Genomic DNA, 15,750 nt, shown 5'->3' with positions numbered 1-15,750 from the left:
TGGCCCCCCCCCCCCCCCGGGGGGCGGCCCCCCGCCCCCCCGGGGTTCGCCGCGCGGCCCGTAGAGGAGCGCGCCGGTCTGGTCCGTCACGGCGACCGTGCCGCCGTCGGGGCTGACCGCGACCTCGCCGGGGTCGGCGTCGGGCAGCCGGACCGGATCGGGCTCGCCGACCCGCCACACCACCGGCCCGTCCGGCCCGGACAGCACGACCACCGGCCCGGCCGCGGAGGACAGGACCTCCCGGTAGGCGTGGTTCCCCGCGACCGCGTCGGGCAGCACCGCCTCCACCTGGCGGGTGCGGTGGTAGGCGGCCAGCAGCTGGTCGTCCACCGCTCCGGGGTCGGCGTGGTGGGCGGCGAGCAGGTCGAGGATGGAGCGCTCGGTCCGGCCCGCGTCGCCGGGCGAGGCGACGTCGTCCGGCGGCGGTTGCTCGTGGGCCAGGTCCCACGCGTACCAGGCCGGCAGGGCGAGCAGCAGCAGGACCACGACCAGCCACACCGCGCGCCGGTACCAGCGGCGGCGGTGCCGGCGCAGGACGGCCACCACGCGCTGGGCGTGGAGCCGTTCGTCGGCGGGCAGGTCGGCCCCGCGTTCGGCCAGCCAGCGGGCGGTGTCCGGGGAGGAGCGCGCGGTCAGGGCGAACGGGTCGCCCTGCCGGCTCCAGCGCTCGCGGTCGGCGCGGAGGTCCGCCCGCCACGTCTCGAACTCGCGCTCCCGCTCGACCATCTCCCGCAGCCGGTCCCACAGCGTGATCAGCGCTTCGTGCGCCAGCTCGACCGAACCCCGTGCGCCGCCCACGAGCAGCCCCGCCGTCACGAGCCGGTCGGCGAGGCTGCGCTCGGCGCCGGTGAGGTCGCGGGCGACCGCCCGGGTCGGCGGCAGGTCCGTGGTGTGGTTGACCAGCTTGGCGAACAGCCGCGGCGCGGCGGCCCGCTCCGACTCCGCCAGCCGGGACCACACCTCCTGCTCGGCGTACCGGACCAGCGCGCCGCCGACCCCGCCCAGCTCCTCGTAGGCGGCATGGGTGAGCAGGCCGGCGCGCTGCACGTGCCACAGCCGGTCCAGGGTGAACTGCAACAGCGGCAACTGGCCCGGCGCGTGCTCGACCTCGGCGGCGATCCGGTCGGCCAGCCGGTCCTCCAGCCGCACGTCGGGGGGCATCGGTCCGGTGATCGCGGCGAGGAGCTGCGTGCGTTCCATCGCGCCGACCGTCTGGCAGGACCGCAGCGCCCGCGCCAGTGCCGGGTGTTCCAGGGCGCGGTCGAGGAAGTCCGACCGGATCGCCAGCAGCACCTTCGCCGGGCCGTCCGCCAGCAGCGCCACCAGGTCCGCGTCCGGTCCCGGCAGCGCCTCCTCCAGCTGGTCCACCACGACCAACAGGCCGTCCCGCTGCGGCGGCGGCGCCTGGCCCGGCCGCACCACGACCACGTCCAGCTCCGGCAGGCGCGGCAGCACGCCCGCGAGGATCAGCGACGACTTGCCCCGCCCGGACGGCCCGACGAGCGCGACCAACCGGTTGCCCCGCACCTCGGCGGCCACCTGCGCGGCCAGGTCCTCCCGCCCGAAGAACCTGTCGGCGTCCCCCGTGCCGAACGAGCGCAGCCCGAGGTACGGGCTCGGACCCGGCTCCCGCGGCGGCAGCCGGGCCACGATCACGTGGCCGGGCACCAGGAACGCCGTGCGCTGCTCGGCCTTGGCCGCGACCTGGACCACCAGGCCCACCACCGACCCCGACACCGGGTCCCACGCCGGACCGCCGCTGAACCCGCGCGCGATGGCGAACCCGGCCGACCGCCGGTCCTGCACCACCAGCAGCCCCCGGCCGTCGGCCCCCAGCAGGTCGCCCGCGGCCCACATGCCGCCGTCGTACCGGTCGGGGAACCCGAAGCACCACAACGGGGTGTGCCACGGCGCGGCCACCGGGGACAGCGGCAGCACCCGCACGCCGTCCGGGAGCGGCCCCGTCGGGCGTAAGGCGGCGAGGTCGTCGTCCTCGAACCGCTCGGCGGCCTCGACCGGCACCTCCCGCCGCCCGTCCACGGTGGTGACCGTCGCGCCGTCGGCCAGGACGTGGGCGGCGGTGACGATCCGAGGCCCGTCGGCGGTGGCCACCGCGAACGCGACCCCGACCGGCCGACCGAGGCGGTCGGCGACCCGGAGCAACGCGGTGGCGGGCAGGTCCACGCCGCCACCCTACGTCGCCGGGCCCCGCTCGAAGGCGGTCACGGGACCGGGCGCGGGAAGACCCGGTCGGGTCGTTTCGCCACCCGTGTCGGCGAAGCCCGGTCCCACCGCTGTCGGCCGTGCCCCGGTGCTGCCAGCCTGGACGCGGGAGGTGCCGACCATGAGGTGTCGTGCCGTGATCGCGGCCGTTGCGGCGGCGGTCGTGCTGGTGGTCCCGGCCCCGCCGCCCGCGAACGCGGCGGTCGTCTGGGACGGCGACCCGGCGAAGGGGACCGGGGTGTTCGGCAACCTGGAGTGCGTGAAGCCCGGCAGCATCGTGCCCGCCCGCCAGTCCGACGGCACGGTGGTGTGGCGCTACACCAAGGCCAGGTCGGACGACAGGCCGGTGATCCGCTGCGAGTCGCGCGGGGTCAGGACCGACGGCAAGCGGCACCGGTTCCGCAACGGCCGGACGTACTACCTCGGGTGGTCGAGCAAGTTCTCCACGACGACCGCCGGCGACTACTCGATCTTCCAGTGGAAGTCCTACGGCCCGAACGGCGGCTCGGGCAACGGCACCCAGAACTACCCGGTGATCCTCAAGATCCGGAACAACGAGGCGCGGCTGTTCCACGTCGCCCCCGGCGAGGAGTGGCGCCTGATCTGGACCGGGGAGGTCGCCCCCTGGAACTGGTACCGGTTCGTGGTCGGGATCCGGACCTCCGACACGACCGCCGGCGGCTGGGTGCAGCTCTGGTTCAACGGCGAGAAGCAGCCGCTCGGCCCGAACGGCGTCGAGCGCTTCCCGGGGCGCACCTGGGACACCTTCAACGAGCCCAAGTGGGGCGTCTACGACCGGGCCCACCCCGACCTCGAAGCCGTGCACCGCGCCCACCGGATGCGGATCGGCACCGCCTACGGCGACGTCTCCTGAGCGCCCGTCCCAGGCGACGGCCGGGAGGGCGTGACCGGGTGGAGCCCGTCCCCTGTGGACTCTGTTAGCGCTCACCGGTTCAGCCGGCTGAACAGTCCGGGTGACCGCGCTCCGCCGAAGTGGTTTGTTCAGCGAAGGAATGAAACCGCTCGCTGTACTGCCCGCCGAGTCATGTGTTAACGTTATCAACCAAGCGCCGAGCGCCGTGGGGTTCCGCCGTGCCGTGCGCCGCCACGAGCCGCGTCCACAGAGGACCGTTCGACCCGACTGCGGCGTATTATGATCGTCGAATGGTCACCATCGCCGACGTCGCCCGCGCGGCGGGAGTCTCGCCCAGCACCGTGTCGTACGTGCTGTCCGGCAAGCGCTCGATCTCGGAGACCACCCGGCGTCGGGTGCACCAGAGCATCCGCGTGCTGGGCTACCGCCCCAACGCGGGCGCGCGGGCGCTCGCGAGCAACCGCACCAACGTGCTCGCGCTCGTCGTGCCGCTGCGCACCGACCTGAACGTCCCCGTGGTCATGCAGTTCGTCACGGCCACGGTCGCCGAGGCCCGCACCCACGACCACGACGTGCTGTTGCTGACGGCGGACGAGGGTCCGGAAGGGCTGCACCGGGTCGCGGCCTCCTCCCTCGCCGACGCGATCATCGTGATGGACGTGGAGGCGGCCGAGCCGCGGGTGCCGGTGCTGCGCGAGCTGGCCCGGCCCGCGGTGCTCATCGGCGTGCCGGACGACGCCCGGGACCTGACCTGCGTCGACCTGGACTTCACCGCGGCCGGCTCGGACTGCGTGCACCACCTCGCCGACCTCGGTCACCGCGACGTCGCGCTCATCGGCCCCTCCCCCGCCGTCTACCAGCGCGGCACCAGCTACGCGGGCCGGTTCCTGGGCGGGTTCCGCGCCGCGGCCGCGACCCGCGGCGTCGAGGCGACCACGCTGGCGTGCGTGCCGACCTACGACGGGCTGCGCGAGTGCCTGGACCGGCTCGAGGCCCGGCCCGGTCCCGTGACCGGGTTGGTGGTGCACAACGAGGCCATCCTCGGCCCGCTGCTGTCGGAGCTGGCCCGCCGCGAGCTGCGGGTGCCGCAGGACGTCTCCGTCCTGGCGGTGTGCCCGCCGGACGTGGCGCAGGCGCAGTCCGTGCCGCTGTCCTCGATCGACCTCCCGGCCGTCGAGCTGGGCCGGCTGGGGGGGGGCGGCGCGCGGGGGGGGCCCGGGCCCCCCCCCCCCCCCCCCCACCCCGCGCGGGCCGCGCGGGCCGGGGGGGCCGCGCGGGCGGGCCGCCCCCCCCCCCCCGCCCCGGCCGAACCCGAGGTGCGGCTGCTGCCGCCCCGGCTAACGGACCGCGGCAGCACCGGTCCGGTGGTTGCCTAGGGTCACCAGGCTCACCTTCCCGGGGTCACCCTGCGCCGCCTCGGTCGCGATCACGGCGAAGGTGAGCGTGTTGTGGTCGCGCAGCACGCCGGCGGGGAGCACGAACTCCCGCTGGGGGCCGACGCCGTTGAGGTACTGGCCGAGGTTCCAGCCATTGACGAAGATCAGCACGCGGTAGCCGCGCGCGGTGGTGTCCTCGAACCGCAGGCCCAGCGAGACGTCGTGCCCGCGCGGCAGGTCGAGTCGGAAGTTCGTGCGGTACCAGGACACGCCCGGGGTGAGCGTGCCCGGCGTGCGCTGCCACCCGCCGGCCCCGGGCAGGTGCCAGCCCGCGCGCTCGCCGTACAGGCCGCCGGTGTTCATCGGGCCGCGTTCGCCGTCCATGGGCTTGGAGCCCCGGATTTGCCAGGCGATCGGGGCGGTGGAGCCGTCGACCACCACGCCGTACAGGCCGCGTGGCTGCTTGTGCCGGACGTCGTCGGCGGTCCAGTCGTCGTTGTGGCCCATGTTCTCGACCAGCACCGTGAGCGTGGCCTGCCGCCCGGCGGCGAGCAGGCCGGCCGGGACGGTGAAGTCGCCGCGGCCGGGGTCGGGGTTGACGGGTTCGGAGTCGGCCTGGGTGCCGCCGGCGGCCGAGCCGAGGTAGCGGCCGTTGAGCCAGACCAGGTAGAGGCCCCGCTTGCCGGTGATCGCGTTGACCGTGACCGTCTTCTCCGCCCCGGTGGCGGTGAACCGGCCCCGGTACCAGACGTTGCCGTTGTGGTGGCCGTACTCGTCGGCGTAGAGCACCGGCAGGGTCTTGGGTTTGATCGGGCTCGCGGTCGTGGTCTTGTCCGCGGTCGTCCAGCCGGACTCGCCCATGCCGGGCGCCTCGGCCCGGTACTCCCACCGGTCCAGGTCGGGCAGGCGCACGTCGTGGGGACCGGGCAGCGAACCGAGCAGGGAGCCGCTGTCCGTGCGCCGCACGGGCACCGGCCGACCGCCGACCGACAGGTGGCGCACCGGGGCGAACACCTCGACGTCGGTCGCGCGGTCGGTGTCGGCGCGCAGCGCGAGCCGGTCGCCCGCCACCTCGGCGGAACGGACCAGCGCCGGACCGCGGACGAGGACGGGCCCGGTGGCGGTGTCCTGCCGCCAGAACCGCGCGGCGGTCTCGTCGGTGGCGAGCAGGAGCAGCGCCGGCGGGCGTCCGCCGCCGGAGACCAGCACGCGGGCCAGGCCGGTGTGCCTGTAGTCCAGCCGCAGGTCGCCGTCGTCGTAGGTGGTGCGGACGTCGCCGTCGAGCACCCGGACGGTCGGCTCGGACGCGTAGCGCAGCACGGTGGAACCCTGCTCGCCGTCGCGGCCGTAGAGCACGGCGACGTCACGGCCGGCCACCCCGACGTGGGTCAGGATCTCCGAGTTGGACCACACCAGGCGTTGACCGCCCAGGTCGTACCCGGCGACCAGGATCTTCGCGTCCCGGCCCCGCAGCCGGACCGGCACCTGGCGCCGGCCGTCCGGGGTGGACCAGTCCAGGGTGGTGGCCACGTCGGCTTCGGTGCGCCGGTCGGCGTGCCGCACCAGGACGAACTGCGTGCCGGTGTCCGGGTTGGACCGCGCCGCCGCGTGCACCGCCGGGTCGGCGGAGGTGACCACGGCGGCCGGGTCGGTCTTGGCCAGCGGGGCCACCGTGGTCATGAAGTAGCCCTGGCGCTTGAACTCGTCGTACTTCGGCGTGAGCCGGCGCGACTCGGTGATCGCCGCGCCGTAGTCGTAGGAGGTGTAGACGTCGTTCGGCTGCGGCAGCCAGCCCCACGACGTGCCGCCGAAGGTCATGTAGTAGCCGAACATCGTCGCGCCGCTCTCGACCACGTTCGACTTGTAGAACACCTTCATGTAGTCCGGACCGGTCAGCTCCCGGCACTTGTCGTACCCGGCGTTGTTCAGGTCGATCGCGCCCGCCTGGTACTCGGCCGCGTACACCGGGGCGGTCTCGTTGAGCCGCCGCGTCACGCCGTTGCCCCAGCCGCCCCAGGTCTCGGGGTCCTGGCAGTTGAACGTCTGCGGGTAGTCGTCCACGCCGGGGATCTGCACCGCGCCGGGGCCGGAGGACCAGTTGGCCAGGTCGCCGCCGCAGCAGTTGTTGTGCACGATCGGCACGTCGATGCCCGCGGCCCTGGCCTGGTCCTGCAGGTCCTGCATGTAGGCCGGGTCGACGTTGACGCCGTACTCGTTCTCCACGTTGTAGGCGATGACCGAACCGCCGCGCGACACCTGGTGCCGCGCGATGATCGGGTTGAGCCGCCCCAACCACTCGGTGTACGCGGCGGTGTAGGCGGGATCGCTGGACCGCGCCCGGCCCGGCACCGCCTTCAGCCACGCCGGGAAACCGCCGCCGCTGGTCTCCGCGTTGATGTACGGCCCCGGCCGCGCCACCACGTACAGGCCCAGCTCGTCGGCCATCCGCAGCAGCCGGTCCACGTCGCGCACGCCGGTGAAGTCGTACACCCCCGGCGACGGCGAGTGGTAGCCCCAGTGGAAGTACAGCGACACACCGCTGAACCCCGCCGCCCGGATCTTCTCCAGCACGTCGCGCCACAGCTCCGGGCTGGGCAGCCGGAAGTAGTGGAACTCCCCCGACCACAGGACCACGCGCTCGCCGTCCACCTTGAGCGAGTACCGGTCGTAGGTGACCTCGTGCCGCCGGCCTGCGGCGTCGGGCGCCGCGACCACCGGGGTGATCGCGGCCATCGAGCCCAGCAGCAGGAGCGCGACCGCCAGGACCCTCACCTGATGCCCCGCACGGTCAGGGCGTCGCCCTCGACGCCGACGAGCACCCCGTCGGGGTGGGAGGTGACGTCGCCGCCGTCCGCGGCGTCGACCGCCTCGGCCCCGACCAGCAGGAGCCGCCACCGCGACGGCGCGCCCTCGACCTCCACCCGGATGCGGTCACCGGCGCGGTGGGTGCGGAACGTGGTGTCGCCGACGACCGTGACGTGGTCGCCGTCGGCGAGCTGGTACACCCGCAGGGTGACGTCCTCGGCGTAGTCGTAGTCCGGCCGGTCGTCCACCGCGCCGACGGGCAGGACGGTGTTCGGGCGGACCAGCACCGGGGCGGTGAGGAAGTCGCACCGGTCGCGGACCCAGCGCGGTCCCTGGACGGTCTCGCCGGTCAGCAGGTGCGTCCAGGTGCCCTCCGGGACGTAGTACGACACGTCGCCGTCGTCGGAGAACACCGGGGCGACGAGCAGGTCGTCGCCGAGCATGTACTGGCGTTCCAGGTGCGCGCAGCCCGGGTCGTCCGGGAACTCGACCACCATCGCCCGCATCATCGGCACGCCTTCACCGGCCGCTTGGCGTGCGGCGCGGTCGAGGTAGGGCATGAGGCCGAGCTTGAGCTTGGTGAACCGGCGCAGCACGTCGACGGACTCCTCGTCGAACAGCCACGGCACCCGGTAGGACGAGCTGCCGTGCAGCCGGCTGTGCGAGGACAGCAGGCCGAAGGCGATCCACCGCTTGAACAGGGCCGCGGACGGCGTGCCCTCGAAGCCGCCGATGTCGTGGCTCCAGAAGCCGAAGCCGGACAGGCCGAGCGACAGCCCGCCGCGCAGGCTCTCGGCCATCGACTCGTAGGTGGCCTCGCAGTCGCCGCCCCAGTGCACCGGGAACTGCTGCGAGCCGGCCGTGGCCGAGCGGGCGAACACCACCGCGTCGCCGTCGCCGCGCCGCTTGCGCAGCACGTCGAACACGGTCCGGTTGTAGAGGTGGGTGTAGTAGTTGTGCATCCGCTCGGGGTCGGAGCCGTCGTGGTAGACGACGTCGGTCGGGACGCGCTCGCCGAAGTCGGTCTTGAAGCAGTCCACGCCCTGGGCCAGCAGGGCGTCGAGCTTGGCCGCGTACCAGGCGCGGGCGGCGGGGTTGGTGAAGTCGACCAGCGCCATGCCGGGCTGCCACAGGTCCCACTGCCACACGTCGCCGTTCGGCTTGCGCAGCAGGTAGCCGTTCGCCCGGCCCTCGGCGAACAGCGGGGAGCGCTGCGCGATGTAGGGGTTGATCCAGACCGAGATGCGCAGGCCGCGGGCGCGCAGCCGCTCCAGCATGCCGACCGGGTCGGGGAACGTGCGCGGGTCCCACTCGAAGTCGCACCAGTGGAACTCGCGCATCCAGAAGCAGTCGAAGTGGAACACGCTCAGCGGCAGGTCGCGCTCCAGCATGCCGTCGATGAACCCCGAGACGGTCTGCTCGTCGTAGGAGGTGGTGAACGACGTCGACAGCCACAGCCCGAACGACCACGCCGGCGGCAGCGCGGGCCGGCCGGTGAGCGCGGTGTACTTGCGCAGGATCTCGCGCGGCGTGGGCCCGTAGATCAGGAAGTACTCCAGCCGCTGGCCCTCGACGCTGAACTGGACCTTCGACACCGTCTCCGAGCCCACCTCGAACGACACGTGCCCGGGGTGGTTGACGAAGATCCCGTACCCGGCGTTGGTCAGGTAGAACGGGACGTTCTTGTACGCCTGCTCGCTGCTGGTGCCGCCGTCGGCGTTCCAGATGTCCACCGTCTGGCCGTTCTTGACCAGCGGCCCGAACCGCTCGCCCAGCCCGTAGACGGTGTCGCCGACGCCCATGGTCAGCTGCTCGCGGACGTGGTGCACGCCGTCCGCGGTCATGAACCCGATGCCCTTCGTGCCGCTGCTGGTGAGGGCGCGGCCGTCGGCGGTGAACTCGACCCGCCACCGGTCGCCGCGGTGCACCCGCACCGACAGCGCGCCCGAGGTCATCACCACGCCGGCGTCGTCCTCCACCACCTTCGCCTCGTGCGCGGCGTCGGAGGCCAGCGCGAACGCCGGTTCCTTCGGCGTCTCACCGGCGAAGTGCGTGATCTTCACGCCGATCACGTCGGCCATCGGCGAGGTGAGCCCGAGCGTGACCACGGGGCCCTTGAGCGTGTCGCCGCGGTGCCGGATCGGGTGGGTCGACGCGTGCACGACGACCTCCCCGTTGCCGGTGGTGACGTCACGCACCTCAACCGGATAGGCGGCCTCGACCCCAGGCCGCAGCAGCCAGTACCCGTCGCTGAACTTCACTTGACCGCTCCTGCCGTGATGCCGCGGGTCAACGCGCGCTGAAAGATCAGGAAGAAGACGATGGCCGGGATGACCCCGAGCAGCGCCGACGCGCTGGTCAGGGTGGCGTCCATCATCCGCTGGCCCTGGAGCACGCCCAACGCCACCGGCACCGTCTGGTTCTCGTTGGAGATCAGCAGCACCAGCGGGAGGAAGAACTCGTTCCAGGTCCAGATGAAGAAGAACACGAACAGCACGCCCAGGGTGGGCCTGCTGATCGGCACCACGATCCGCACCAGGGTCTGCCACTTGTTCGCGCCGTCGATGCGGGCGGCCTCCAGCAGTTCGCGGGGGAAGCCGCCGAGCGTCGAGGTGAGCAGGTAGGTGCCGAACGCGGCCTGGATCACCGTGAAGATGACGATCACGGCGAGCTTGGTGTCGTACAGCCCGACCTCGTTGGCCAGGAAGTACAGCGGGTAGACCAACGCCTCCTGCGGCAGGGTGTTCGCGATGAGGAACACCACCAGGATCCACAGCCTGCCCTTCACCCGGCCGATGCCCAGCGCGTAGGCGTTGAACACCGACACGACCACCGCCAGCACGGCCACCGAGCCGCTGATCACCACGCTGTTGAGCAGCTTCTCGCCGAAGTCGACGCGCTCCCAGAACGCCACGATCCCGTCCAGCGACACCCCGTCGGGCAGGCTCAGCGGCCCGCCGGTGGAGTACTCCTCGGGCGTCTTCACCGCGTTGAGCGCGACGATGGCGAACGGCGCCAGCATCACCGCCGCCAGCACGATCATCGACCACAGCACCGCGTGCCGCCGCATCACCGCTCACCCCGGTTCTGCACGCGCAGGAACACGGTGGTGAGCAGCAGGATCAGCACCGTGAGCACGGTGGCGATGGCCGCGCCGTAGCCGACCTGGGTCTTCTCGAAGAAGTTCTGGAACGAGTAGTACGACGGCACGTTCGTCGCGCCGCCCGGTCCGCCCCGGGTCAGCACGTAGATCGGCGCGAACACCTTGAGCGCGGCGATGGTGCAGGTCAGCAGCACGACGAAGACCTCGGGCCGGATCTGCGGCACGGTCACGTGGAAGAACCGGCCCCACCAGGACGCGCCGTCCAGCTCGGCGGCCTCGTGCAGCGACGGGTCGACCCGCTGCATCCCGGCCATGAAGATCACCACCGGGTAGCCGACCTGGATCCACAGCATCACGCCCATGACGGTCCACAGCGCCAGGTCCGGGTCGCCCAGCCAGTTCTGCGCCAGCGCGTCCAGCCCCACCGCGCGCAGCACCTCGTTCAGCGCGCCGTCCCGGGGCGCGAGGATCCAGCTCCACACGATCCCGGCCACCGCGATGGGCAGCACCTGCGGCAGGTAGACGCACGCCCGCAGCACGGCCGCGTGCCGCGCGCCGAAGTGCTTGCCGATGAAGTCGAACAGGGCCGCGGCGATGACGAGCCCCGCCAGGGTCGGCAGGACCGCCATCGCCACGACCAGCCCGACGTTGTGCCGGAACGACGCCCAGAAGGTGCCGTCCGACATCAGCCGGGTGTAGTTGTCCAGCCCGATCCACTCCGGCTCGCCCGCGCCGGACCACTCGGTGAAGCTGATGCCGACGTTCATCCCGAACGGCACCAGGATCACCGCGAGCAGCAGCAACCCGCCGGGGATCAGGAAGAGCAGGTACGACCCGCGGTCGCGGATCGAGGTGGGGACCAGGCTCATTTGCCTACGCTCGCCGTGTTCTCCTTGTAGTAGTCGGCCATCTCGGTCAACGCCTCGTGCGCGCCGATCTGACCGGTGATCACCTTCTGCACCGACGACACCTGCGCGTCGTAGAAGCCGGGCGCGGGCCAGTCCGGGTAGAACGCGAGCCGGTCGTCGTCGACGAGCGCCTTGAAGTCGTCGTTGAGCTGCTTGGTCTTCGGGTCGGTCGCGGGGGCGCCGCCCGGCGCGACCGCGATGCCGCCCGCGTCGCGCAGCTTGTCCTGGATCTCCGGGGACATGGTGATCTCGATGAAGTCGTAGGCGAGCTGCTTGTTGCCCGACCCCTTCGGCACCACCCACAGGTTGCCGCTGGAGCCGGACGTCATGCCCGGCCACGGCACCGTGGCCCACTCGAAGTCCTTCACCTGGGCCTGCACCCGGCCGAACCACCAGCTCCCGCTGATCATGATCGGGTTCTTGCCCTGCATGAACGCGAGCCCCATGTCCTCGGCCTTCAGGCCGGCCGAGTCCTTGGCGATGTAGCCCTCGCGCAGCCACTTGGCGAACGTCTCCGCGCCGAACACCCACGTGTTGTCGTGGAAGTCGACGTCACCGGTGTAGCGCTGGAAGCGGTCCACCCAGTCGCGGTCGGCCTTGGTCAGCGCCAACTGGTAGAACAACTGGTGGGCCGGGTACTCCGCGCCGCCCAGCGCGAGCGGCGTGATGCCCGCGTCGACGAACCTGTCCATCGCGGCGGTCAGCTCGTCCAGCGTCCTGGGCGCGGCGAGGCCCTGCTGGTCGAACATCGTCTTGTTGTAGTAGACCATCACGTACTCGGCGTAGTTGGGGATGCCGTACCACTTGCCGGACCCCATCACGCCGCGCTCGTCGTACTTGGCCGTGGTGTCGATGCCCGGCCCGAGCTTCTTGTCCCACCCGCGCTTGGCGACCTCGTCGCTGAGGTCGGTCAGCAAACCCTGCTTGGACAGCAGGCCGGCGGTCGCGTTGCCCTTGTTGTACTCCAGGATGTCCGGCGCGTCCTTGGAGTTGAGCACCATCGAGGCGGTCTTCTGGATCTGCTCGAAGCCCTTCTCCTCGAACTGCACCTTCACGCCGGGGTGCGTCTCCTCGAACTTCTCGATCGCCGCGGCCCACGCCACGCCCATGGCGCTGTCCGGACCCTCGTAGTGCCACAGCTTCAGGGTGTTCGGGTCGGAGGAACCCTCCGAACCCCCGCACCCGGCCACGGCCAGCACGGCCGCCACCGCGGCCGCCAGGAGTCGCTTGGACATCGGATCATCCCTCCGCGGTGAGGTTGTCGAGCCGGGCCTTCCCCGTGAAGACCAGGTACACGTCCTGCCGACCGGCCGCGCCGCGCAACGGCGTCGAGACCTGCGTCCAGGTGTGCTTGTCGGCCGTGGTGGGCACGGCGAGCGTGCCCACGAGCCGGCCGGCGGGGCCGCCGAGGCGGACCTCCACCGTCGTCGGCGCGTCCGGGTTCGCCACGCGCGCCGTCAGCGACCGGGACGTCCGGCCGAGGTCCACGTCCCGGAAGGCGACCCACTGGCCGGGGGCCGTCGCCGCGACGGCGGTGCCGCGCTCCCTGGTGGTGTCCACCAGCGTCACGCCCGAGTAGTCGTCGAAGTTCTTCGCCGGGGTCGGCCGGCCCAGGTCGCGCGGCGGGATCTTCTCCCCGCGCACGACGAGCGTGCGGCTCAGCGGCCCGACCAGCAGCTCGTGCGGCGCGTTCTCCACCACCCGCCGCTCCCGCGTCACGTCCCAGAACCCCAGGTCGGCCGCGCGGAGCGTCAACTCCACCCGCTTGGTCTCGCCGGGCCGCAGTTCCACCCGCTCGAACGCGCGCAACTGCCGGAGCGGCTGCTGGACCCGCGACACCTGCTGGCGCGAGTACAGCTGGACCACCTCGACACCCGCCCGGTCGCCGGTGTTGGTCACGTCCACGCGGACCTTCACCTCGCCGGTGGCGTCCACCACCGGCCGGTCCACCCGCAGCCCCGAGTAGCGGAACGAGGTGTAGCTCAACCCGTGCCCGAACGGGTACAGGGGCGTGCCGCGGAAGTACTGGTAGGTGTGCCCGGACTTGGCGATGTCGTACCGGAACTTGTCCGGCAGGTCGGCGTCGGAGCGGTACCACGTCTGGGTCAGCCGGCCGCTCGGGTCGCGGTCGCCGAACAGCACGTCGGCGAGCGCGTGCCCGGTCTCCTGGCCGGCGTGCGTGGTCCACAGGATCGCGGGCAGGTCGGCGGTGTCCCAGTCGCCGGCGTACGGGTAGCCGCTCTCCAGCACGACGATCGTGCGCGGGTTCGCCGCGCGCACCGCGTCGATCACGGCGCGCTGCGCGGCGGGCAGCTCGGTGGTCGTGCGGTCGTCGTCCTCGCGGCCGTTGATGAACGGCATGCTGCCGACCACCACGACCACCGCATCGGCGTCCTTCGCCGCGGCGACCGCGCTGTCCACCCCGCTGCGCACGACCTCGCGGCCGAACTTCGCCGCCGCCTCCGGCGTCGCGGCCCCCAGCGTGAGCCTGCCGTCCGCGCCCACGACCACGTACCGGTCCCGGAAGTAGGGTGCTCGCGCGTCGTTGCCCGCGTACTCCAGCACGTACGCGCCGTCCGGCCGGGCCACGAGCCTGAGCTGCTGCTGGACGAACCAGCCGGTGGGCTGCGCGGCGTTGTTCACCAGGGCGCGCCCGTCGCCCAGGGACACCGTCTTGCCGTTCGCGACCGTCCTCAGCGTGACCGTGCCCTCGCCCCAGTCGAACACGTCCAGCGCGCTCGCGTCGCCCGGGGTCGGCTCGGTCGCGGTGAGCGGCGCGCCGGCGGGCGCGGTGGACGCGGTCACGTAGCGGCCCGTGGCCAGGTCCTTCAGCCTGATCCGGTCCACGCCCTCGCTCACCGTGACGTCGGCGCGTTCCCCGATGCCCTGCGCCGGCGTGACGCGGTAGGGCATGGTGCCGGAGTACCAGTCCTCGTACAGGGTGTCGGCGAGCTGGCCCACCACCGCGACGTCCTTGGTGTCCGAGGTGGACAGCGGCAGGGTGCGGTTGTCGTTGCGCAGCAGCACGACCTGCCGGGCGGCGACCTCGCGGGCGAGTTGCCGGTGCTCCGGCGCGTCGATGACGTCGGGCGTCGTGCCCGCGTACGGGTTGCGGCCGGCCGGGTCGAACTCGCCCAGCCGGAACCGGATCGACAGCACGTGCCGGGCGGCGTCCTCGACGTCGGCCTCCGTCAGCAGGCCCCGGTCGAGCGCGGTCTTCAGCGCCGTCGTGGTGGGGGCGGAGTTCCGGTCGTTCTCGGTGAAGCTGTCCAGCCCCGCCCGCACGGCCGCCGCGTTCGCCTCCGCCGCGGTGGCGAAGTAGCGCTGCGAGCCGGTGAGGTTCGACGCGCCGCCCGCGTCGCCGACGATCATCAGGTCCTCGTCGGTCCAGGACCGCACGACCTCGTCCAGCTCCGGGCCGACGTGCGTGGGACGGCCGTTGACCAGGTTGTACGAGGCCATCACGCCGGTCGCGGCGTCCGCCGAGATCGCGGGCCGGAACGCGGCCTCGTCGTAGTCCTTCAGCACGCGCGGCGGGACGATCGAGTCGACCGTGGTCCGGGACTCCTCGACGTTGTAGGCGAGGTAGTGCTTCAGCGTCGGCGCGGCCTGGAGGTAGTCGGGGTGGTCGCCCTGGACGCCGCGGCCGAACGCGGTCGAGATCCGGCCGGTGAGGTACGGGTCCTCGGAGTAGCCCTCCTCGTTGCGGCCCCACCGCGGGTCGCGCAGCGGGTTCACCACCGGGGCCCACAGGTTCAGCCCGTTGAACGCGGGGTCGCGCGCGTGGAAGCCGCGCGCCTCGCGCCCGGTCACCGCGCCGACCCGGCGGACCAGCTCGGGGTCCCACGTGGTCGCGAGGCCGAGCGCCTGGGGGAAGACCGTCGCCTCGCCCAGCCACGCGACGCCGTGCAGCGCCTCGGTGCCGGTCTTGAACGCGCCGATCCCGAGCCGGGGGATCGCCGGCTGGTACTGGTGCAGCAGGGACACCTTCTCGTCGAGGGTGAGCCGGCCGAGCAGGTCGTCGAGGCGGGCGGCGCGGGGCAGGTCCGGGTCGCGGAACGGGAGTTCCCGCGCGTGCGCGGGCAGGGGCGACAGCAGCAGGGACGCGATCGCCGCCACCGCCGCCGCACGACGAACCCTCGACACGGACGTCCCCCTCCGGTTCGGGGAGCGCGCGGCTCCCGGTCATCGAAGCGCTTCGATTGCACCGTAGAGGTCCGGCCGTGACGTGCGCAACAACCTCGTCACGTCGAGGCTGTCAACGTTCATTCACTCGACCGACGCGCCTTGACAAGCCGCTCTTGACCGATCCCCGACCGGTCGGGCGGTGTTAGCGCTAACAACCGCTGGTGGCCTGCGGGGGCCCGCCCACCCCGCGCGGTGGGGGGCGGGGGGGGGGGCCGGGCCGCCCCGGGGCGCCGCCCGCGCGCGGCCGGGGGGGGGGGCCGGCCCCCCCCCCCC

At 72.7% G+C, this 15,750-nt stretch carries 8 protein-coding genes and 1 pseudogene; 2 read left to right on the top strand and 7 right to left on the bottom strand.

Features of this window, described 5'->3' with window-relative positions; genetic code table 11:
- Nucleotides 1-708: 708 nt before the first annotated feature.
- Nucleotides 709-1,857: pseudogene (locus ACFXGA_RS12055) on the bottom strand (hypothetical protein); the annotation flags it as partial.
- Between the two features lie 502 nt (nucleotides 1,858-2,359).
- Here ACFXGA_RS12055 and ACFXGA_RS12050 point away from each other — a divergent pair.
- Both ACFXGA_RS12050 and ACFXGA_RS12045 read left to right on the top strand, forming a co-directional pair.
- Nucleotides 2,360-3,097 (top strand): heparin lyase I family protein, encoded by a 738-nt coding sequence (locus ACFXGA_RS12050; RefSeq protein WP_378086945.1) that lies wholly within the window; start codon nucleotides 2,360-2,362, stop codon nucleotides 3,095-3,097.
- Between the two features lie 290 nt (nucleotides 3,098-3,387).
- Complete coding sequence (locus ACFXGA_RS12045; RefSeq protein ID WP_378086943.1) at nucleotides 3,388-4,473, top strand: LacI family DNA-binding transcriptional regulator; 1,086 nt, start codon at nucleotides 3,388-3,390, stop codon at nucleotides 4,471-4,473.
- Here ACFXGA_RS12045 and ACFXGA_RS12040 read toward each other — a convergent pair.
- The 6 genes from ACFXGA_RS12040 to ACFXGA_RS12015 are packed head-to-tail and all read right to left on the bottom strand — an operon-like array spanning nucleotide 4,435 to nucleotide 15,435.
- Nucleotides 4,435-7,245, bottom strand: a complete 2,811-nt coding sequence (locus ACFXGA_RS12040) for a beta-galactosidase (protein ID WP_378086941.1) — start codon at nucleotides 7,243-7,245, stop codon at nucleotides 4,435-4,437. The genes ACFXGA_RS12045 and ACFXGA_RS12040 overlap by 39 nt on opposite strands.
- On the bottom strand, nucleotides 7,242-9,539 hold the full coding sequence (yicI, locus tag ACFXGA_RS12035; RefSeq protein ID WP_378086939.1) for an alpha-xylosidase: 2,298 nt from the start codon (nucleotides 9,537-9,539) through the stop codon (nucleotides 7,242-7,244). The genes ACFXGA_RS12040 and yicI overlap by 4 nt, the downstream gene beginning before the upstream one ends.
- Entirely contained in the window at nucleotides 9,536-10,348 is an 813-nt protein-coding gene (locus ACFXGA_RS12030) for a carbohydrate ABC transporter permease (protein WP_378086937.1), read from the bottom strand. Before ACFXGA_RS12030 ends, yicI begins: the two co-directional genes overlap by 4 nt.
- Entirely contained in the window at nucleotides 10,348-11,250 is a 903-nt protein-coding gene (locus ACFXGA_RS12025; RefSeq protein WP_378086935.1) for a carbohydrate ABC transporter permease, read from the bottom strand. The genes ACFXGA_RS12030 and ACFXGA_RS12025 overlap by 1 nt, the downstream gene beginning before the upstream one ends.
- Entirely contained in the window at nucleotides 11,247-12,524 is a 1,278-nt protein-coding gene (locus ACFXGA_RS12020) for an ABC transporter substrate-binding protein (protein ID WP_378086933.1), read from the bottom strand. Before ACFXGA_RS12020 ends, ACFXGA_RS12025 begins: the two co-directional genes overlap by 4 nt.
- A 4-nt stretch (nucleotides 12,525-12,528) precedes the next feature.
- The gene (locus tag ACFXGA_RS12015) at nucleotides 12,529-15,435 is read right to left on the bottom strand and encodes a glycoside hydrolase family 3 C-terminal domain-containing protein (protein ID WP_378086931.1); all 2,907 of its coding nucleotides are present in this window, start codon (nucleotides 15,433-15,435) and stop codon (nucleotides 12,529-12,531) included.
- Nucleotides 15,436-15,750 lie beyond the last annotated feature (315 nt).

The organism is Actinosynnema sp. NPDC059335, assembly GCF_042752395.1.
In the GTDB taxonomy this organism is placed as follows: Bacteria; Actinomycetota; Actinomycetes; order Mycobacteriales; family Pseudonocardiaceae; genus Actinosynnema.
Note: the sequence above shows the minus strand (reverse complement) of the source record. Positions and strands in the feature narration are given on the sequence as shown.